This is a genomic window from Micromonospora sp. WMMD956 (assembly GCF_029626125.1).
In the GTDB taxonomy this organism is placed as follows: Bacteria; Actinomycetota; Actinomycetes; order Mycobacteriales; family Micromonosporaceae; genus Micromonospora; species Micromonospora carbonacea.
Genome location: NZ_JARUBI010000005.1, coordinates 745873 through 764962, shown reverse-complemented (window position 1 = coordinate 764962; position 19090 = coordinate 745873). Strand labels below are relative to the sequence as shown.

Genomic DNA, 19090 nt, shown 5'->3' with positions numbered 1-19090 from the left:
CGTGCGGGGAGACAGCCGTCAGACCGGGTCGCCGATGTTGACGCGGGGCTCCGGGGCGCGCATCCGGCGGAAGGTGATCGACCGCATGATCGCGTACAGGTAGAGGGAACCGAGGCGCTGGTCGGACTTGGGGAAGCGCTCCCGCACCAGCTTCTTGATCTTGCGGCTGATCAGGACCGAGTCGATCACCACGCCGAGGGCGAGCGCGCCCCACAGGATGTTGGACAGCAGCCGGACGATCGGCGGCATCGCCTGGTTGGAGCCGAGCAGCACGATCAGCGCCCCGCCGAAGAACCAGGTGCCCACCGTGCGCCGGGAGTCGACCACGTTGCGGGCCAGCAGCCGCTCCGGGCCCCGGTCGCGCGGGCCGCCCTCGCGGCGGAACTCGGAGGCGGACTCGGCGCGCAACTGCCGCCGCCGCTCCCGGGCCTCCTCCTTGCTCAGCGGCTTGGTCGGGCCGGCGGGCCGACGCCCGGCCACCGGCCGCTTCGGCGTCTCGCGGCCCTTGGCTGGGGTGTAGCCCCGGCGGGCGCGCGCGGTCTCCTCGTCGGTCGTCACCGGGGTGACGGAATCCTCGACGAGGTCGGTTGACTTGCGGCGAAACAGCGACGGCACGCGGAAAGGGTAGCCAAACGCCCGCGCCCGGTGCACATCGCGGTGCACCGGGCGCGGGCGGACGTGAGCAGGATTACTGCGGGTGAGGCTACGGGCGCTCGGTGTGGGCGCCCAGGTCGGCCAGCTTCGCCTCGAAGTCCTCGTAGCCGCGGTTGATCAGGTCGACGCCGTACACCCGGGAGGTGCCCTCGGCGGCGAGCGCGGCGATCAGGTGGCTGAACCCGGCGCGCAGGTCCGGGATGACCAGGTCGGCGGCGTGCAGCTTGCTCGGGCCGGCGATCACGGCGGAGTGCTTGAAGTTGCGCCGGCCGAACCGGCACGGGGTGCCGCCGAGGCAGTCGCGGTAGACCTGGATGTTCGCGCCCATCGTGTTGAGCGCCTCGGTGTAGCCGAGCCGCTGCTCGTAGACCGTCTCGTGGACGATCGACAGGCCCCGGGCCTGGGTCAGCGCCACGACGAGGGGCTGCTGCCAGTCGGTCATGAAGCCCGGGTGCACGTCGGTCTCCAGCGCCACGGCGTTCAGCTCGCCGCCCGGGTGCCAGAACCGGATGCCGCCCTCCTGGCCTGGGTCGCCCAGCTTCGGCGGCCGGGCGTCGGTCACCTCGTACTCGCCGCCGACGGAGCGGAAGATGTTGAGGAACGTCATCATGTCGGCCTGCTGCGCGCCGAGCACCTCGACGTGGCCGCGGGTGGCCAGCGCCGCCGCCGCCCAGCTCGCCGCCTCGATCCGGTCCGGGATCGGCCGGTGGGTGTAGCCGTGCAGCTTCGGCACGCCCTGGATCTCGATCACCCGGTCGGTGTGCACCTTGATGATCGCGCCCATCTTCTGCAGGATGCAGATCAGGTCGATGATCTCCGGCTCGACGGCGGCGTTGCGCAGCTCGGTGACGCCCTCGGCCATCACGGCGGTGAGCAGCACCTGCTCGGTCGCGCCCACGCTCGGGTACGGCAGCGCGAACTTGGTGCCGTGCAGCCCGTTGGGGGCCGACAGGTGCAGGCCCTCCGGGGTCTTGTCGACCGTGGCGCCGAACTCGCGCAGCGCCTGGAGGTGGAAGTCGATCGGGCGCGGCCCGATGTGGCAGCCACCCAGGTCGGGGATGAACGCGTGGCCGAGCCGGTGCAGCAGCGGCCCGCAGAACAGGATCGGGATGCGGCTGGAGCCGGCGTGCACGTTGATCTGGTCGGTGCTGGCGCTCTCGACGTTGGCCGGGTCGAAGACCAGCTCACCGTCCTCGGCGCCGTCGGTGACCTTGACCCCGTGCAGGCCGAGCAGCCCCCGCACGACCTCGACGTCGCGGATCCGCGGCACGTCGAACAGCCGGCTGGGGCTGTCGCCCAGCAGGGCGGCGACCATCGCCTTGGAAACCAGGTTCTTCGCGCCGCGCACGCGGATCCGCCCTTCGAGCGGAGTGCCTCCGTGTACGACCAGGACGTCGTCGGTCAACGCAACCTCCAGCGCGTCGGTGCTGCCGTAGTTGATGGTGATGCGGGCGATATGGGGGTTACCCGTGATGCGGCCGGATGAAAACGGGCGCGTGTGTCGTCGCCCCGGCAGCATAGCCCTCGGTGACGAAAATGGAGACGGTCACCGTGCGCCGGAGGGAACGAATCGGCGCTTCCGGCACCATAAGGTGCTGGACCGGTCACTCAGGGTGGTCAGGTGCTCGCCGGGGGCGGGGTGTCCGCGCCGGGGAGGGCGAGCATTCGGTCCAGCGCCACCCGGGCGTGGTGCGCGGTGTCGGCGTCCACGGTGATCTGGTTGACCACCCGGCCCGCCACCAGCTCCTCCAGGGCCCACACCAGGTGCGGCAGATCGATCCGGTTCATCGTGGAGCAGTAGCAGACCGCCTTGTCCAGGAACATGATCTGCTTGTCGGGGTGGGCCAGCGCCAGCCGGCGCACCAGGTTCAGCTCGGTGCCGACCGCCCACGCCGAGCCGGCCGGGGCCGCCTCGATGGCCCGGATGATGTATTCGGTCGAGCCCACGTAGTCGGCGGCGGTGACCACCTCGTGCCGGCACTCCGGGTGCACCAGCACGTTGACCCCCGGCACCCGCGCCCGCACGTCCTCGACGCTGTCGAGGGTGAACCGGCCGTGCACCGAGCAGTGCCCGCGCCACAGGATCATCTTCGCGTCGCGCAGCTGCTCCGGGGTCAGCCCGCCGCCAGGCTTGTGCGGGTCGTAGAGGACGCAGTCGTCCAGCGACAGCCCCAGCTCCAGCACGGCGGTGTTGCGGCCGAGGTGCTGGTCGGGCAGGAACAGCACCTTCGACCCCTGCTCGAACGCCCAGTCCAGCGCCCGCTTCGCGTTCGACGAGGTGCACACCACGCCGCCGTTGCGGCCGACGAAGCCCTTGATGTCCGCCGACGAGTTCATGTAGGTCACCGGGACCGTCTGCGCCGCGACGCCCAGCTCGGTCAGCGTGTCCCAGGCGGACTCCACCTGGGTCAGCACGGCCATGTCCGCCATCGAGCAGCCGGCGGCCAGGTCGGGCAGGACCACCCGCTGCCGCTCGGAGGTGAGGATGTCGGCGCTCTCGGCCATGAAGTGCACGCCGCAGAAGACGATGTATTCCGCGTCCGGCCGGGCCGCCGCCTCGCGGGCCAGCTTGAACGAGTCGCCGGTCACGTCGGCGAACTGGATCACCTCGTCGCGCTGGTAGTGGTGGCCCAGCACGAAGACCTTGTCACCCAGCTTCGCCTTGGCCGCCGCGGCCCGCGCCACCAGGTCGGGGTCGCTGGGCGCCGGCAGGTCGCCCGGACACTCCACGCCACGCTCGGTGGCGGGGTCGCTGCCACGGCCGAGCAGCAGCAGGGCCGTCGCGGTGTTGGAGGGTTCCACCCAGGTCGAAGTCACGCCACTCATGGTTCCACAGCCGGGCGACAAGGCAGCCCGCGCCGGTGTGTGCTGCCACACTGCCCAGCGCCGATGTGGCCTGCCACACTGCTCGGCATGCGCGTGCTGCTCTGCCCCGACAAGTTCGCCGGAACGCTGCCCGCCCAGGAGGTCGCCGCCGCCGTGGCCGAGGGCTGGCGGGAGGTGGCCGACGGCGACGACCTGCTCATCCGTCCCCTCGCCGACGGCGGGCCCGGGTTCGTGGCCGTGCTCGCGGAGGCCCTCGGCGGGCGTCGGGTGCCGGTGCCGACCGTCGACCCGCTCGGTCGCCCCACCGACGGTGAGATCCTGGTCACCGACGACGGCACGGCCTACCTGGAGAGCGCCCAGGCGTGCGGGCTGCACCTGCTCGCCGCCGCCGAGCGCGACCCGAAGGCCACCACCTCGTACGGGCTGGGTGCGCTGGTCACCGCCGCCGTGGAGCACGGGGCCCGCACGGTGGTGGTCGGGCTGGGCGGATCCGGCACCAACGACGGCGGGGCCGGGCTGCTGACCGCGCTGGGCGTCACCCCGCTCGACGGGGCCGGCCGGGCCCTGCCGTACGGCGGGGCGGCGCTGGCGGCGGTCGCCGGGCTCGACGGCGCGCCCCGGCTGCGCGGGGCCACCCTCGTCGCCGCCACCGACGTCGACAACCCCCTGCTCGGGCTGCACGGGGCCAGCAACGTCTACGGCCCGCAGAAGGGCGCCACCCGCGAGGACGTGCTGCTGCTCGACGCCGCGCTGGAGCGCTTCGCGGGCGTACTCGAAAAGGACCTGCCGGGGTGCCCGCCCGGCCTCGGCGCGCTGCCCGGCGGGGGAGCGGCCGGGGGCCTCGGCGCGGCGATCCTCGCCCTCGGCGGCCGGTGCGCCTCCGGCATCGGCCTGGTCACCGAGGCCATCGGCCTGCCCGCCGCGCTCGACGCCGCCGACCTGGTGATCACCGGGGAGGGCTCCTTCGACCACCAGTCGCTGCGCGGCAAGGTCGTGGCCGGGGTGGCCGGGGCCGCCCGGGACCGGGGGGTGCCCTGCGTGGTGCTGGCGGGGCAGGTGAGCACCGGGCGGCGCGAGGCCGCCTCGGCGGGCGTCACCGACGCGTACAGCCTGGTGGAGCACTTCGGCGGCGAGGAGCGGGGCGGGCTCGACGCGGCGCTGAGCCGCCCGGCGGAGGGGCTGCGCCAGCTCGGCGCGCGGCTGGCCCGCCAGTGGAGCCGCTGAGCGCCCGCAGCGTGCCCGCCGCCCGGGGCCGGCCCGCCGCCGGGCAGGCCCGGCCTGGGGCCCCGGTCACGTCGACCGGGTGGTCCCGGCGGGGGCGGCGTACCATCGGATCTGCGAACACATCGGGAATCACTGGGCGACGGACGACGTTGGCCAGTGCGTCCAGACCCAGACCGCGCAGGGAGATTTCCACGTGACCACGCCAGCGCAGACCGAGTCGACCGAGGCCAAGGCCCCTACTTCCGTCGTCCTCACCGACGTCGCGGCGCAGAAGGTCAAGGCCCTGATCGAGCAGGAGGGCCGCGACGACCTGCGGCTCCGGGTGGCGGTGCAGCCGGGCGGCTGCTCCGGCCTGCGGTACCAGCTCTTCTTCGACGAGCGTTCGCTCGACGGTGACGTCGTCACCGACTACGACGGCGTCGAGGTCGTCGTCGACCGGATGAGCGCCCCCTACCTGGCCGGCGCCACGATCGACTTCGCCGACCGGATCGACGCCCAGGGCTTCACGATCGACAACCCCAACGCGGGCAACTCCTGCGCCTGCGGCGACTCGTTCAGCTGAGTCCCGCCTGACCTCAGCCGGTCGGCCTGGCCACCTCCGGCTGGGGCCCGCTCGTCCGGCAACGGCGGGGCCGCCCCGGGACGGGGTGGCCCCGCCGTCCGTTTTTCCGCGCGGCCCTACCGTCCGTGTCTTCCGGCCACGGGCGTGACCGGCACGGATCCGTCCCGGCTCCGCGCAGGGTGACGGAAAGGTGAGCGGAAGGTGACCGCCGCCCGTTCGACCCCCGACCACGACACCGGGCGGACCGGTAGGCTGACCCGCGCCGTGCTCCCGACCGCGAGGGTTGACATGAAGATCGCCGTGACCGGCTCGATCGCGACCGACCACCTGATGAGCTTCCCCGGCCGGTTCGCCGACCAGCTCATCGCCGACCAGCTCGACAAGGTCTCGCTGTCCTTCCTGGTGGACGACCTGGTGCTGCGTCGCGGCGGGGTGGCCGCCAACATCGCCTTCGGCATGGGCCAGCTCGGCCTGCGCCCGATCCTGCTCGGCGCGGTCGGCGCGGACTTCGCCGACTACCGCTCGTGGCTGGAGCGCCACGGCGTCGACTGCGAGTCCGTGCACGTCAGCGAGGTGGCGCACACGGCCCGCTTCGTCTGCACCACCGACACGGACATGTGCCAGATCGCCTCCTTCTACGCGGGGGCGATGAGCGAGGCGCGCAACATCGAGCTGGCCCCGGTCGCGCAGCGGCTCGGCGGGCTCGACCTCGTCCTGGTGGGCGCCAACGACCCCGACGCGATGCTGCGGCACTCCGCCGAGTGCCGCGACCGGGGGTACGCCTTCGTCGCCGACCCGTCGCAGCAGCTCGCCCGCATGGACGGCTCCGACGTGGTGGGGCTCATCGACGGCGCCGACTACCTCATGACCAACGAGTACGAGAAGTCGCTGCTCCAGAGCAAGGCGGGTCTGAGCGACGCGCAGCTGCTGGACCGGGTGAAGATCCGGGTGACCACGCTGGGCAGCAACGGGGTGGAGATCGCGGGCCGGGGCTTCGACACGATCCACGTGCCGATCGCGCGCGAGGCGCAGGCCGTCGACCCGACGGGTGTCGGCGACGGCTTCCGGGCCGGCTTCTTCGCCGCCCTCTCCTGGGGGCTGGGCCTGGAGCGCGCCGCCCAGGTCGGCTCCCTGCTGGCCACGCTGGTGCTGGAGACGGTCGGCACCCAGGAATACGAGGTGCGCCCCGACGTGTTCGTCAAGCGCCTGGCGGAGTCCTACGGCGACCAGGCGGCCGGCGACATCCGCCCCCACCTCCTCCCGTAGGGGTGCTGCCGTAGCGGTAGTGATCGTCTGCGCCGCACCGGCAACCGCCCCGGCGTGTCGTGCCGGTGCGGCGCAGACGATCAGACGCTGCGCTTCGCATCCGGCGGCGTCGCCGCGGGGTGGCTCAGGGCTGGCGCGTCGCCGTGGGGCGGCTCAAGGGCTCGTGGCTCGTGGCGCGGCGTCGATCCAGATCAGGCGCAGCCGACGGCCGGTGCGGGCGAAGAGCCGCAGCGCGCTCTCGGCACTCGTGAAGTGCCCGGTCGCGCTCTGATCGTCGCAGCGCAGCAGGGCGCACTCGTCGAACGCCATGCCCCAGGCGACGACCTCGCCGTCGATCCGGTCGCCGTGCTCCTCGCAGATCGCGAACCGGCGGGGCGCGAACTCTTCCACCAGCTCGACCAGCATCCGGTGGAACTCCTCGGGCGTGCCGAGCGGTGGGATGGGCCTGCCGGGCGGTTCGATAGGCGTGCCGGGCGATGCGACGGGCGGCGGTTCGCTGGGCGTGCCGAGCGGTGCGAGCGTCGGATCAGGCATGGCCACCTCCAAAAGTCAGTTGCTATACGTATAGCGTGGATCCTTGCTCGATGGAAGTAGCGACGGCATGATGTTCTTGTCGGTACACGAGCATGGAGGCAATGCATGGGCACGCGAACGGATCCCTCGGCGCTGCGCTGGTTGATCGGGGCCGAGCTCAACCGCTACCGGCGTGAGGCGCCGATGACGCTGACCGAGCTGGCAGCCAGCACCGGGATCGGCAAGCCGAAGCTCGGCCACATGGAGACCGGCCGCTACCAGCAGTTTCCCGAGGACATCGCGACCGTGCTGCGGGCCTGCGGCGCGGACGGGGCGGCCATCGAACGGCTCACCTCGCTCGCCAACCGCTCCGACGCCAAGACCTGGTGGGCGCCCTGGGCCGCCGTGATGCCGGACTGGTTCAAGACGTACGTCGGCCTGGAGGGGCTGGCCGACGGCGCGTTCGTGTTCGAGTCCATGGTCATCCCCGGCCTGCTCCAGACCGAGGAGTACGCCCAGGCGCTGACCCTGGGCACCGGCTTCGTCCGACCCGACCACGCCGAGCGGTTCGTGTCCTTCCGGCAGGCCCGCGCCCGGCGGCTCACCGACGACGAGCCGCTCACCCTGCAGGCGGTGATCGGCGAGGCGGCGCTGCGGCTGCGGGTCAACGGCGACGCCACCCGGCGGGCGCAGCTCGCGCACCTGGCCGCCATGTCCGAGCTGCCGAACGTGACCGTGCAGGTGCTCCGCCCCGAGGACGGACCGCACGCGGCGACGCCGCTGGGCAAGTTCGTCCTGCTGGACTTCGCCAACGTGCGGCCGATCGCCTACACGGAGGTGCTGGACGGGGCGATGTACGTGCAGGACCCGGACGGCGTGCGGACCTATAGCATGGTGGCCGACAACCTGCGCCAGGTCGCCCTCTCACCCGCCGAGTCGCGCGCGTTGATCAGGGAGCTGGCCGGCGCGTCATAGCCCTGGAGGCCGCCATGCCCACCACCCCCGACCTCGCCGCCGCCCGCTGGTTCACCAGCAGCCGCAGCGCCAACAACGGCGACTGCGTGGAGTGCGCCGTGCTGCCCGGCGTGATGGCGGTGCGGGACAGCAAGGACCCGTCCGGCCCGACGCTCGTCTTCCCGTCCCACCAGTGGACGGCGTTCGTCACGGCGACCACGGCCGGCACCCTCACCCGGCTGCGCCCGGTCTCGTGATCGTCTGCGGCTGACCGGCGCGACACGCCGAGGCGGGTGCCGGTCAGCCGCAGACGATCAGGCGTTGTGCTCCGCACCCGCCCAGCGGCGTCGCCGCGAGGCGGCTCAACCGACGCGGCTCAACCGACGCGGCGCACGTCGTAGCCCGGCCCCTCGGCGTGGGCGGCGACGAACTCCTGGCCGCGCATCCGACACCACGCCGGGATGTCCACGGCCGCCGCCGGGTCGTCGGCGAGCACCCGCAGCACCGCGCCGACCGGCAGCTCCGGCAGCCGCCGGGCCAGCCTGATCACCGGCAGCGGGCACCGCTGCCCCCGGCAGTCCAGCACCTCCACCGGCCCGGTCCCCCCAACCGGCCCGCTCACAGCCCCACCACCCCCGCCTCGGCGCGCAGCCCCGCGACGATCCCGGGCAGCTCGGCGAGGAACCGCTCCACGTCGGCGACCGTCGTCTCCCGGTGCAGCGAGACCCGCACGTTGCCGTGCGACAGCACCCCCATCGCCTCCAGCACGTGCGACGGGCGCAGCGTCGACGACGTGCACGACGAGCCGGAGGAGACCGCGAAGCCCCGCCGGTCCAGCGCGTGCAGCAGCGCCTCCCCGTCGACGTACAGGCAGGAGAACGTGACCAGGTGCGGCAGCCGGTCCACCGGGTCGCCGACCACCTCGACGTCGGGCACCTCCGCCGCCACCCGGGCCCGGATCCGGTCCACCAGCGGCGACAACCGGGCCGCCTCGGCCGCCGCGTCGGCCGCCGCCGCGCGCAGGCTCGCCGCCGCCGCCACGACCGCCGGCAGGTTCACCACCCCGGGGGTACGCCCCGACTCCCGCTCGTCCGCCGGCCACGGCGACTCCCAGCGGGTGCCCTTGCGCACCACCAGCAGCCCGACGCCCGGCGGCCCGCCCCACTTGTGCGCGCTGGCGGTCAGCACCGACCAGCCCGCCGGCACCGGTGCCCGGCCCACGAGCTGCGCCGCGTCGACGTACAGCGGCACCCCGGCGGCGGCGCACGCGGCGGCGGCCGGAGCGACCGGCTGCACCGTGCCGACCTCGTGGCTGGCCCCGATCAGCGCCGCGAGGGCCACCCCCGGCGCGCGGACCGCGGCGGCGAACGCGTCGAGGTCGAGCCGGCCGAGCCGGTCCACCGGCACCGACACGGCGCTGCCGCCGCCGGCCACGTGCCGCTGCGCGGCGTGCAACACGGCCGAGTGCTCGATCGCCGAGTGCACCAGCGTCGCGCCCACCCGTCGCCGCCCGACCAGGCCACCGAGCACCGCCGAGTGCGCCGCCGCCGTACCGCTGGGGGTGAAGGACAGCTCGTCGGCGCGGACGCCGAGCGTCGCCGCGGCGGCCTCCCGGGCGGCGTCGAGGAGCTGGCGGGCCCGGCGGGCCTGGCCGTAGAGCCGGGCCGGGTCCGCCCAGCCGTCGTCGAGGGCGGCCAGCAGCGCCTGCCGGGCGACCGGGTGCGGCGGGGCGGCGGTGGCCGCGTCCAGGTAGACCGGGGATGCGCTCACGGCCCGACGCTATCGCGCCGGCGCGCCGACGATCCCCCCGAAGGGGGCGTACGGCCACCCCAACACGGCTCTGCCCGTCATGGTCGAGTAATCTGCGACCGTCGGTGACGCCTTTGCCGCTGGTACGGGGACAACCAACCGCCACGGCGCGCTAGGGAGGCAGGACCAGGTGGTCGCAAGGAGTTCGGAGGTACGGCCCCCGGCCGTACGGCACAGCGCTTCTCCGGGAGCCGGTGGACGCCGCCGGCGTGGCGCTGGTCGGCTCGCCGGGCTCGGCCTCGGCGGCGCGGCGCTGCTGGTCTCGCTCACGGGCTGCGACGTCGGCAAGACGTTCGGCGGCTTCGGCTGGCCGCAGGGCGGGATCACGCCCGAGGCGAACCGCATGTACGACCTGTGGATCGCGTCCTGCATCGCGGCGCTCGCGGTCGGCGTGTTCGTCTGGGGCCTGATCTTCTGGTGCGTCGTGCGCTACCGCAAGCGGGGCAACGAGCTGCCGGTGCAGACCCGCTACAACCTGCCGATGGAGTTCCTCTACACGATCGCCCCGATCCTGATCGTGTCGGTCCTCTTCTACTACACGGCGGTCGTGCAGACCGACGTGGTGCGCACGACGAAGAACCCGGACGTCACCGTCGAGATCGTCGCCTTCAAGTGGAACTGGCAGTTCAACTACCGCGACGGCCAGGGCAAGGACGCCAACACCGTGGCGTCGGTGCTCGGCACCAGCGAGGTCATCCCGATCCTGGTCCTGCCGACCGGCCGGTCCATCCGGTTCGAGGAGACCAGCAAGGACGTCGTGCACTCCTTCTGGGTGCCGGAGATGCTGTTCAAGCGGGACGTCATGCCCGGCAACATCCGCAACGTCTTCGAGGTCTCCAGCCTCGACGCCGAGGGCGCCTACGTGGGCCGCTGCGCCGAGCTGTGCGGCAGCTACCACGCCTTCATGAACTTCGAGCTGCGCGTCGTCTCCCCGCAGCAGTACGACCAGTTCCTTGCCGCCAAGCGCGACGGCAAGTCGACGCAGGAGGCGCTCACCGCCATCGGCGAGGACCCGTACGCCAGCACGACCAAGCCGTTCGACACGCGGCGCAACACGGCCAACTTCAACCCCGACGACGTCGCGGCCGGCACGGGAAGCTGAGGGAGCGGGCATGAAGACCGAGTGGCGTATCTTCCTGATCATCGCCGGGTTCCTCTTCGGCGCGACGATCCTCTACGGCGCCTGGACGTACGGCGACTCCGGCGGCCAGGTCGAGTGGGTCGGCACCGTGGCGCTGCTGCTGTCGTTCCTGCTCTGCTCGATGTGCGGCGGCTTCTTCTGGTTCGTCTCCCGCCGCATCGACCTGCGCCCGGAGGACCGGCCCGACGGCGAGATCGCCGACGGCGCGGGCGAGATCGGCTTCTTCAGCCCGGGCAGCTACTGGCCGTTCGGGCTGGCGCTGGCCGCCGCGCTCGCCGGCCTGGGCCTGGTCTTCTGGCAGTTCTGGCTGCTGGGCCTGGGTCTGGTGGCGGTCGTCTTCGCCGCCTGCGGCCTGCTCTTCGAGTACTACAGCGGCACCCGGCGCACCGCCGAGCACTGAGCACCCGCCGGCTTACGGAAGAAGCCCGCGCCCCCGGTGAGGGGGCGCGGGCTTCGCCGCGTCGAGGACCGGCCGGGGCGAGAGGACACTGCGCGGCGTGTGGTCGGACCGATGATCGCGTGTGGTCGGACCGCTGATCGACTCCATGTCGGCGACATGGCGGTGTCAGCGGGGCCCGGTTACCGCCATGTCGCCGACATGCCGGCCCGGCCCTCGGCTGGCCAGCCCGCCGGCCCGGCTGTCGGCCAGATCGGCTCAGGCCGCGCGGCGGTGGGCGTGGGCGGTGCCGGTGGCGAGCCGGGTCGCCGGGAACGTGAACGTGGCGATCAGCAGCGCCGTGCCGCAGCCGGTGCAGACCAGCTCCGGGCAGTCGACGCCGTGGCCGTCGGCGCACGGCGGGGTCTCGAACGGCCGCACGCCCTCGCAGGTGTCGCAGTGGAGCTCGCGGTCGGACACGGCGTCTCCTCTCCTGGCCGGGGCGCGAGAATCACTCGGCTGTAGTTTCCCATGAGAGTCCGACAATTCCCGCCAGGGGCGGGCCGAACGGCGCTCGCGTCGGCGGAGCGGCCGAGGCGGCCGGCTCAGGCGGCCGGCTCAGGCGGAGCGGGCCACCTCGACCCAGCGGTCCAGCACCGCCGCGGCGGCCCCGGAGTCGATCGACGCGGCGGCGCGGGCCATCCCGGCGCGCAGCGCCTCGGTCAGGTCGCCGCCCAGCGGCCCCTGGGTGGCCAGCGCGGCGGCGGCGTTGACCAGCACCGCGTCGCGGACCGGGCCCGCCTCGCCGGCCAGCAGCCGACGGGCCACCCCGGCGTTGTACGCCGCGTCACCGCCCCGCAGGTCGGCGAGGGTCACCCGGGGCACCCCGAGGTCCGCCGAGTCGAGCAGCGCCTCCCGCACGGTGCCGCCCTGGGCCGCCCAGACCCGGGTCGGCGCGGCGGTGGTGAACTCGTCGAGGCCGTCCTCGCCGCGCAGCACCAGCACCGAGTCGCCCCGGGCGGCGAAGACGGCGGCCATCACCGGTGCCATCCGCGGGTCGAAGCAGCCGACCGCGCCGGCCCGGGGCCGGGCCGGGTTGGTCAGCGGGCCGAGGAAGTTGAAGAACGTCGGGACGCCCAGCTCGCGCCGGACGGGGCCGGTGTGCCGCATGCCAGGGTGGAACCGCCCGGCGAAGCAGAAGCCGATGCCGGCCTCGGTCACGCAGCGGGCCACCCCCTCCGGGGTCAGGTCCAGCGGCACGCCCAGGAACTCCAGCAGGTCGGCGGTGCCGCAGGACGACGACGCGGCGCGGTTGCCGTGCTTGACCACGCGGACGCCCGCGCCGGCCACCACGAGAGCGGCCATGGTGGAGATGTTCACGGTGTGGGCGAGGTCACCGCCGGTGCCGACCACGTCGAGCGCCGACGACCGCAGCTCCTCCGGCAGCTCGACCGGGACCGCCTCGCCGAGCATCGCCTCGACCAGCCCGGCGACCTCGGCCGGCGTCTCGCCCTTGGCCCGCAGCGCGACGGCGAAGCCGGCGATCTGGGCCGGCGCCGCCGAGCCGGACATGATCTCGCCCATCGCCCAGGCGGTGTCCGCGGTGGTGAGTTCCTCCCCGCGCAGCAGCGCGCCGAGCAGGTGCGGCCAGTTCCGTTCGCCCATGGCGGGCCTCCCGAGCGGGCGTGGGGGTGCGGAGGGACGGGTGCCGCCCGGGGCGCGGGCCGGCACGACAGGGCCGGCGACGCCGGTGGCGTGCGGGCCGGGGCGACCCGGGTGGGGGCGACTCAGGCGGGGGCGTGGCTGCGCAGCAGCTCGGCCACGGTGGCGCCGGTGGTCACCGGGTCGAGCGGGTGCACGAGGGTGGCGTCGACCTCGGCGTACGCGGCCAGCCAGCGGTCGGCGGCGCGGGCGATCACCAGGCAGGTCGGGGGAGCGTCGTCCCGGTCGTCCTTGATCTGCCGGGCGATGCCGAGGCCGCCGCCGGGGCTCGCCTCGCCGTCGAGCAGCATCAGGTCGATCTCGTACTCGTCGACCAGCCGCACGCACCCGGCGTAGTCGGAGGCGTCGACGAACTCGACGCGCAGCCCGGGGGCCGGGCGGGTGCCGACGGCCAGCCGCATCCGGTCACGGACCTGCGGGTCGTCGCTGTAGAGCAGGACGGTGCAAAGACGATCGCTCATCGCTGGCTGACTCCCACCTCGTAGCTGCCGAGCATCGTACCCGCCACCGCCGGGCAGCCGATGTCCTGCCCGGGCGGGCCGGTGGTCGTACCGGAATCCGCTGGTCAGGCCGAGGACTGCGCGGCCTGGTCGGCGCGCTCGCGGGCCTCCTGGCGGTCCAGCTCGCGGTCGAGCCGGCGGGCCTCCCGCTCCGACTGGCGCACCCACTGCACCACCAGGACCGCGAGCATCGTCACGCTGACGAACTCGCCGCCGGCCCACAGGATGCCCCCGGCGACCACCTGGTCGGCGGCGGGGTCGGACCAGGTAAGGCCGAGCGACGGGTACCAGTCGCCGCCGAACAGCGTGGTGCTCTGCATGATCGTGAGCCCGAGCACGGTGTGGAACGGCACCGACAGCACCATCAGCAGCGCCCGCGCCGGGTACGGCCAGCGCCCCGGCAGCGGGTCGAGCCCGAGCAGCGGCCAGAAGAACACGCAGCCGGTCATGATGAAGTGCGCGTGCACCAGCTCGTGCGCCCAGGCGTGTTCGAGGGTGTAGCGGTAGAGGTCGCTGAAGTAGAGCGCGAACGGGTTCACCACGAAGATGGCGAACGCCACCAGCGGGAACGTGTAGACCCGGGCGACGCGGCTGTGCACGATCGCCAGCAGCCGCTTGCGCGGCCCGACCGGCAGGGTGCGCAGCGCCAGGGTGACCGGCGCGCCGAGGGCCAGGAAGATGGGGGAGACCATCGACAGCACCATGTGCTGCACCATGTGCACCGACAGCAGCGCGGTGTCGTACGCGTGCAGGCCGCTGACGGTGACCGCCGCGATGCCGCCGAGGCCGGGGCCGAGGAAGAAGACGGTGCGGGAGACCGGCCAGCGGTCCCCGCGCAGCCGCAGCCGGTAGACCCCGTAGAGGTAGAGCCCGGCGGCGAGCACCAGCCCGAGGGCCAGCCAGCTGTCCAGCCGGGTCTCGGTGAACACGCGGGCCACGGTGAACGGCGGCGGCAGCGGGTCCCCGCCGGCCGCGAGCGCCCCGGGCGCGGCGACCGCCGAGGTGGCGGCGAGGATCTGAGCGACGTGCTGCACGCGTTTCAGGCTAGGCCAGGCGAACCGGACCGCCACGATCGGGCCACCGACGCCACGGGTTTGGCCCCCCGCTGATCGCCGGCCGTGGTCAGGGGCAATAATGACCGCGTGACTGCGGCCCCAGCCATTGACAAGAGCCGGATCCACTCCCTGACGCGGCCCAACATGGTCAGCGTCGGGACGATCGTGTGGCTCTCCAGCGAACTCATGTTCTTCGCGGCGCTGTTCGCGATGTACTTCTCCATCCGCGCGGCGGCGCCGGAGCAGTGGGCGAAGCACACCGAGCACCTCAACATCCCGTACGCGACCACCTTCACGGTGATCCTGGTGCTGTCCTCGGTGACCTGCCAGCTCGGGGTGTTCGCCGCCGAGAAGGGTGACGTCCACGCCCTGCGGCGCTGGTTCACGATCACCTTCGTGATGGGTCTGATCTTCGTGCTCGGTCAGCTGAACGAGTACGTGACCCTGGTGCACGAGGGCGTGAAGATCAACGCGGACGGGTACGGGTCGATGTTCTACCTGACCACCGGCTTCCACGGCCTGCACGTGACCGGCGGCCTGGTCGCCTTCATCATCTTCATGGTCCGCACGACCATGGGCCGGTTCACCCCGGCACAGGCCACGTCGGCGATCGTCGTGTCGTACTACTGGCACTTCGTCGACGTCGTGTGGATCGGCCTCTACGCCATGATCTACTGGCTTCAGTGATCTTGGCGCGTCACAAACCGCGCCGCTGCCCCGTCCTCTGAGACAAGGTCCCACCGGTTAAGGACACAGGTCATGACTTCTGACAACGACCGCCGACGCGGTCTGCTCGCGCGGTTGCGCGGCGAGCGGTCCGCAGCGCGCAGCAGGGGCCGCCGCCGGCTGGGCGCCGCGGTCCGCCTGATCGCCGCGCTCACGCTGGCCGGCGGCGCCTACACCGTTTTCGCCCCCGGCGTGCAGGCGCAGGAAAACCCGCCGCTCACCGGCGCCGCCGCCGAGGGCAAGGCGCTGTTCGACGTGAGCTGCGTGACCTGCCACGGCCGTAACGCGCAGGGTGTCGAGGGTCGTGGCCCGAGCCTGATCGGGGTCGGCTCGGCCTCCGTCGAGTTCCAGGTGAGCTCCGGCCGGATGCCGATGGCCCGGCAGGAGGCGCAGGCCATGCGCAAGCCGCCGGTTTTCACCGACGAGCAGGTCCGCCAGCTCGGCCAGTACGTCCAGGAGCTCGGCGGGGGTCCGCAGGTCCCCGAGGGCGACCTGCGCGAGGGCGCCAACCTGGCCACCGGCGGCGAGCTGTTCCGGATCAACTGCTCGCAGTGCCACGCCTTCGGTGGCGGCGGCGGCGCGCTCTCCTCCGGCAAGTACGCGCCGAGCCTGCGCCCGGCCAGCGACCGCCAGATCTACGCCGCAATGCTCAGCGGCCCGCAGAACATGCCGGTGTTCGGCGACAACCAGATCACCCCGGAGCAGAAGGCGGACATCATCGCCTACATCCAGGACACCCTGAAGCACGACCAGGACCAGGGTGGCTTCAACCTCGGCCGGTACGGGCCGTCCACCGAGGGGCTGGCGATCTTCCTGATCGGCATCGTCGCGCTCGTCTTCGCCAGCCTGTGGATCGCGGGCAAGTCGTGACCGAGCGGATCATTCGATTCAGCGCTGCGGTGCCGCGGTCCGGCACCGCCCGTAGCGAGGTGACGGCATGAGCACCAAGACCGAGCACCAGGCCCACCAGGGCCCGGAGCCGCTCGACGTCCACGACCCGCGGCTGAGCCGGTTCGACATCGTCCGGGAGGGCGCGCGCCGGGACGACATCGAGATCGTCCACTACGAGGAGCAGGTCGTCCCGGGCAGCAAGGCCGAGCGCCGGCTGACCCGCACGGTCGCCTCGATGTTCCTGCTGACCGGCCTGGCCGCCACCGCCTTCCTGGTCGTCTACATCTGGTGGCCGTGGGAGTACGAGCCGGGCACCGGCGGGGACAAGTACTACACCCCGCTGCTCGGCCTCACCCTCGGCGTCGCCCTGCTGGGCATCGGCTTCGGCATCCTGACCTGGGGCAAGAAGCTGCTGCCCAAGGAGGTGTCGATCCAGGACCGGCACGAGAACGACCCGAACGTGGCGGAGAGCCGCAAGATCACCGGCGAGACGATGCTCTACCTCGCCGACGAGATGGGCGTGAAGCGTCGCCCGCTGCTGGGCATCTCGCTGCTCGCCGGCCTCGCGCCCGTCGGCGCGGTCGCGGCGGCCCCGCTGGTCGGCGGCCTGATCTCCAACCCGCACAAGAACAACCAGATGTTCACCACCGGCTTCGCGCCGGCCGACGGCCGCAAGATCCGGCTGGTCCGCGAGGACGGCCGGCCGATCCGCCCGGCGGACATCAGCGCCGGCGGCCAGCTCACCGTCTTCCCCGGCATCGAGCACGGGGTGAGCAACAAGCACGCCGACTCCCCGACGCTGCTGATCCACCTGCGCGAGTCCGACGCCCAGGTCTCCCGCGAGGCCAACCAGCGGGTCGGCCACGGGAACTACATGTGGGGCAACTACGCTGCGTTCTCCAAGATCTGCACGCACGCGGGCTGCCCGGCGAGCCTGTACGAGCAGCAGACCAACCGGCTGCTCTGCCCGTGCCACCAGTCGCAGTTCCTGATCACCGACAACGCCCGGCCGGTCTTCGGCCCCGCGAGCCGGCGGCTCCCGCAGCTGCCGATCGAGGTGGACGACGAGGGCTTCTTCGTGGCGCGGTCGGACTACACCGAGACCGTCGGGCCTGACTTCTGGGAGCGGCCGTGAAGCGTCGTAAGTTGGACATGGCCTCCGTTCCGGGCAAGGCCGCGGTGGGGGTGGACGACCGCTTCGGGGTCTCCACGCCGCTGCGCAAGCTGCTGAACAAGGTCTTCCCCGACCACTGGTCGTTCCTGCTCGGCGAGATCGCGCTGTTCTCGTTCGTCGTGCTGCTGCTGACCGGCGTCTTCCTCACGTTCTTCTACGAGCCCGCGATGACCGAGGTGGTCTACAACGGCAGCTACGCCCCGCTGCGGGGCACGCCGATGTCGGCCGCGTACGCCTCCAGCCTGGACATCTCGTTCGACGTCCGCGGCGGCCTGATCATGCGGCAGATGCACCACTGGTCGGCGCTGCTGTTCATGGCCGCGATCGTCGTGCACATGCTGCGGGTCTTCTTCACGGGCGCGTTCCGCAAGCCGCGCGAGACCAACTGGATCATCGGCTCGCTGCTGTTCTGGGTCGGCTTCCTGGCCGGCTTCACCGGCTACTCGCTGCCGGACGACGGCCTCTCCGGCACCGGTCTGCGGATCGCCTCCGGCATCATGCTGTCGATCCCGGTGATCGGCTCCTGGGTCACCTCGTCGATCTTCGGCGGGGAGTTCCCCGGCGAGATCATCATCAGCCGGTTCTTCATCGCCCACGTGCTGCTCATCCCGGGCCTGCTGGTGGCGCTGATCAGCGCCCACCTCGGCCTGGTCTTCAAGCAGAAGCACACCCAGTGGCCCGGCCCCGGCCGGACCAACGACAACGTGGTCGGCGAGCGGATGTTCCCGCGCTACGCGCTCAAGCAGGGCGGCTTCTTCATGGTCGTCTTCGGCGTGATCGCGCTGATGGGCGGTCTGTTCCAGATCAACCCGATCTGGTATTTCGGCCCGTACGAGGCGTGGGTGGTCTCGGCCGCCAGCCAGCCCGACTGGTACGTCATGTTCCTCGACGGCTCGACCCGCCTCATGCCCGCGTGGGAGATCAACATCCCGATCGGCGACGGGTACGTCATCCCGCCGCTGTTCTGGCCCACCGTCGTGCTGCCGGGCGTCCTGGTCGGCCTCTCCACGCTCTACCCGTTCGTGGAGGCCCGCCGGCTCAAGGACTACCGCAGCCACAACCTGCTCCAGCGCCCCCGCGACGTCCCCGAGCGGACCGCGATCGGCGCGATGGCGGTGGCGTTCTACATCGTGCTGACCCTCTCCGGCGGCAACGACGTGATCGCGGACAAGTTCCACATCAGCCTCAACGCGATGACCTGGGCGGGCCGGATCGGCCTGCTGGTGATCCCGCCGCTGGCGTACTACGTGACGTACCGGATCTGCCTCGGCCTCCAGCAGCACGACCGGGAGGTGCTGGCGCACGGCGTGGAGACCGGCATCATCCGCCGGCTGCCGGACGGCCGGTTCGAGGAGGTCCACCAGCCGCTGGCCGCCGGTGGCCACGACGGCCACGGCGAGCTGGAGTACGCCGGCTGGGTGGTGCCCAAGAAGATGAACCGGCTCGGTGCCCTCGGGCCCGCCATCCGGGGCTTCTTCTACCCCATCGAGAAGCCGGCCGAGGCGCCGGTCTCGCCGGGGCACCCGCCGGTCGAGCCCCGGCCGGAGCGCAAGGAGATCACCAGCGGGGACACCCGCCGCTGACCCTCCCGCAAGCCGCACGTGGCGTCCGCCGGTTCCTCGGCGGACGCCACGTCCCGTTTCCGCCCCCGGGCGACCGCCGGGCGTCGCCGGCACCCCGGCGCCGCCCGCGAGGCG

At 72.6% G+C, this 19090-nt stretch carries 21 protein-coding genes; 11 read left to right on the top strand and 10 right to left on the bottom strand.

Features of this window, described 5'->3' with window-relative positions; genetic code table 11:
* Positions 1-18: 18 nt before the first annotated feature.
* The 3 genes from O7628_RS03570 to nadA form a co-directional block, all read right to left on the bottom strand.
* Positions 19-615, bottom strand: coding sequence for a DUF3043 domain-containing protein (locus O7628_RS03570; protein ID WP_178065902.1), 597 nt, complete (start codon positions 613-615; stop codon positions 19-21).
* A gap of 88 nt (positions 616-703) precedes the next feature.
* Positions 704-2059: a UDP-N-acetylglucosamine 1-carboxyvinyltransferase gene (gene murA, locus O7628_RS03565; RefSeq protein WP_074474807.1), complete on the bottom strand. Its 1356-nt coding sequence runs from the start codon at positions 2057-2059 to the stop codon at positions 704-706.
* A gap of 212 nt (positions 2060-2271) precedes the next feature.
* Positions 2272-3471: a quinolinate synthase NadA gene (gene nadA / locus O7628_RS03560; RefSeq protein WP_278128290.1), complete on the bottom strand. Its 1200-nt coding sequence runs from the start codon at positions 3469-3471 to the stop codon at positions 2272-2274.
* Positions 3472-3543: 72 nt separating this feature from the next.
* Here nadA and O7628_RS03555 point away from each other — a divergent pair, with 72 nt between their 5' ends.
* From O7628_RS03555 to O7628_RS03545, 3 genes are all read left to right on the top strand, one after another.
* Positions 3544-4704 carry a glycerate kinase gene (locus O7628_RS03555; protein ID WP_176734854.1) on the top strand — a complete coding sequence of 387 codons (1161 nt, stop codon included), beginning with the start codon at positions 3544-3546 and terminating at the stop codon, positions 4702-4704.
* A 193-nt stretch (positions 4705-4897) separates the two neighbouring features.
* On the top strand, positions 4898-5266 hold the full coding sequence (gene erpA, locus O7628_RS03550) for an iron-sulfur cluster insertion protein ErpA (protein WP_013735179.1): 369 nt from the start codon (positions 4898-4900) through the stop codon (positions 5264-5266).
* Between the two features lie 288 nt (positions 5267-5554).
* Positions 5555-6532 carry a carbohydrate kinase family protein gene (locus O7628_RS03545; protein ID WP_278136199.1) on the top strand — a complete coding sequence of 326 codons (978 nt, stop codon included), beginning with the start codon at positions 5555-5557 and terminating at the stop codon, positions 6530-6532.
* Between the two features lie 153 nt (positions 6533-6685).
* Here the strand turns inward: O7628_RS03545 and O7628_RS03540 are convergent, their stop codons facing one another.
* Positions 6686-7066, bottom strand: coding sequence for a hypothetical protein (locus O7628_RS03540; protein ID WP_278128285.1), 381 nt, complete (start codon positions 7064-7066; stop codon positions 6686-6688).
* 105 nt (positions 7067-7171) lie between these two features.
* Between O7628_RS03540 and O7628_RS03535 the strand changes: the two genes are divergently transcribed.
* Both O7628_RS03535 and O7628_RS03530 read left to right on the top strand, forming a co-directional pair.
* Positions 7172-8020: a helix-turn-helix transcriptional regulator gene (locus O7628_RS03535; protein WP_278128283.1), complete on the top strand. Its 849-nt coding sequence runs from the start codon at positions 7172-7174 to the stop codon at positions 8018-8020.
* Positions 8021-8034: 14 nt separating this feature from the next.
* Positions 8035-8256, top strand: a complete 222-nt coding sequence (locus tag O7628_RS03530) for a DUF397 domain-containing protein (RefSeq protein ID WP_278128282.1) — start codon at positions 8035-8037, stop codon at positions 8254-8256.
* A gap of 119 nt (positions 8257-8375) precedes the next feature.
* Here the strand turns inward: O7628_RS03530 and O7628_RS03525 are convergent, their stop codons facing one another.
* Positions 8376-8591: a sulfurtransferase TusA family protein gene (locus O7628_RS03525; protein WP_141723770.1), complete on the bottom strand. Its 216-nt coding sequence runs from the start codon at positions 8589-8591 to the stop codon at positions 8376-8378.
* A 26-nt stretch (positions 8592-8617) separates the two neighbouring features.
* Positions 8618-9769, bottom strand: a complete 1152-nt coding sequence (locus tag O7628_RS03520) for an aminotransferase class V-fold PLP-dependent enzyme (RefSeq protein WP_178065895.1) — start codon at positions 9767-9769, stop codon at positions 8618-8620.
* Positions 9770-9938: 169 nt separating this feature from the next.
* On the opposite strand from O7628_RS03520, the gene coxB reads away from it, so the two are divergent.
* The gene (gene coxB, locus O7628_RS03515) at positions 9939-10910 is read left to right on the top strand and encodes a cytochrome c oxidase subunit II (RefSeq protein ID WP_178065894.1); all 972 of its coding nucleotides are present in this window, start codon (positions 9939-9941) and stop codon (positions 10908-10910) included.
* Between the two features lie 10 nt (positions 10911-10920).
* Positions 10921-11349 (top strand): cytochrome c oxidase subunit 4, encoded by a 429-nt coding sequence (locus tag O7628_RS03510; RefSeq protein ID WP_074474815.1) that lies wholly within the window; start codon positions 10921-10923, stop codon positions 11347-11349.
* Between the two features lie 255 nt (positions 11350-11604).
* Here O7628_RS03510 and O7628_RS03505 read toward each other — a convergent pair whose 3' ends face one another.
* The 4 genes from O7628_RS03505 to O7628_RS03490 form a co-directional block, all read right to left on the bottom strand.
* Complete coding sequence (locus tag O7628_RS03505; RefSeq protein ID WP_278128278.1) at positions 11605-11805, bottom strand: hypothetical protein; 201 nt, start codon at positions 11803-11805, stop codon at positions 11605-11607.
* Positions 11806-11943: 138 nt separating this feature from the next.
* A complete protein-coding gene (trpD, locus tag O7628_RS03500) occupies positions 11944-12990 on the bottom strand; it encodes an anthranilate phosphoribosyltransferase (RefSeq protein WP_278128276.1) in 1047 nt (348 codons plus the stop codon).
* 122 nt (positions 12991-13112) lie between these two features.
* A complete protein-coding gene (locus tag O7628_RS03495) occupies positions 13113-13508 on the bottom strand; it encodes a hypothetical protein (protein ID WP_043967169.1) in 396 nt (131 codons plus the stop codon).
* Positions 13509-13612: 104 nt separating this feature from the next.
* Complete coding sequence (locus O7628_RS03490) at positions 13613-14590, bottom strand: cytochrome c oxidase assembly protein (RefSeq protein WP_278136198.1); 978 nt, start codon at positions 14588-14590, stop codon at positions 13613-13615.
* A gap of 99 nt (positions 14591-14689) precedes the next feature.
* Between O7628_RS03490 and O7628_RS03485 the strand changes: the two genes are divergently transcribed.
* From O7628_RS03485 to O7628_RS03470, 4 genes are all read left to right on the top strand, one after another.
* Entirely contained in the window at positions 14690-15289 is a 600-nt protein-coding gene (locus O7628_RS03485) for a heme-copper oxidase subunit III (protein ID WP_043967173.1), read from the top strand.
* Positions 15290-15361: 72 nt separating this feature from the next.
* Positions 15362-16198, top strand: coding sequence for a cytochrome c (locus O7628_RS03480; protein WP_074474819.1), 837 nt, complete (start codon positions 15362-15364; stop codon positions 16196-16198).
* A 67-nt stretch (positions 16199-16265) separates the two neighbouring features.
* Entirely contained in the window at positions 16266-17354 is a 1089-nt protein-coding gene (locus O7628_RS03475; RefSeq protein ID WP_043967176.1) for a Rieske 2Fe-2S domain-containing protein, read from the top strand.
* Complete coding sequence (locus O7628_RS03470; RefSeq protein WP_074474820.1) at positions 17351-18976, top strand: ubiquinol-cytochrome c reductase cytochrome b subunit; 1626 nt, start codon at positions 17351-17353, stop codon at positions 18974-18976. The genes O7628_RS03475 and O7628_RS03470 overlap by 4 nt, the downstream gene beginning before the upstream one ends.
* Positions 18977-19090: the final 114 nt, after the last annotated feature.

Excerpts from the sequence above, each read along its gene's own strand:
- O7628_RS03555 (WP_176734854.1), top strand. The coding sequence starts at position 3,544 with ATGTGGCCTGCCACACTGCTCGGCATGCGCGTGCTGCTCTGCCCCGAC.
- O7628_RS03545 (WP_278136199.1), top strand. The coding sequence starts at position 5,555 with ATGAAGATCGCCGTGACCGGCTCGATCGCGACCGACCACCTGATGAGC.
- O7628_RS03540 (WP_278128285.1), bottom strand. The coding sequence starts at position 7,066 with ATGCCTGATCCGACGCTCGCACCGCTCGGCACGCCCAGCGAACCGCCG.
- O7628_RS03535 (WP_278128283.1), top strand. The coding sequence starts at position 7,172 with ATGGGCACGCGAACGGATCCCTCGGCGCTGCGCTGGTTGATCGGGGCC.
- O7628_RS03530 (WP_278128282.1), top strand. The coding sequence starts at position 8,035 with ATGCCCACCACCCCCGACCTCGCCGCCGCCCGCTGGTTCACCAGCAGC.
- O7628_RS03510 (WP_074474815.1), top strand. The coding sequence starts at position 10,921 with ATGAAGACCGAGTGGCGTATCTTCCTGATCATCGCCGGGTTCCTCTTC.
- trpD (WP_278128276.1), bottom strand. The coding sequence starts at position 12,990 with ATGGGCGAACGGAACTGGCCGCACCTGCTCGGCGCGCTGCTGCGCGGG.
- O7628_RS03495 (WP_043967169.1), bottom strand. The coding sequence starts at position 13,508 with ATGAGCGATCGTCTTTGCACCGTCCTGCTCTACAGCGACGACCCGCAG.
- O7628_RS03480 (WP_074474819.1), top strand. The coding sequence starts at position 15,362 with ATGACTTCTGACAACGACCGCCGACGCGGTCTGCTCGCGCGGTTGCGC.
- O7628_RS03475 (WP_043967176.1), top strand. The coding sequence starts at position 16,266 with ATGAGCACCAAGACCGAGCACCAGGCCCACCAGGGCCCGGAGCCGCTC.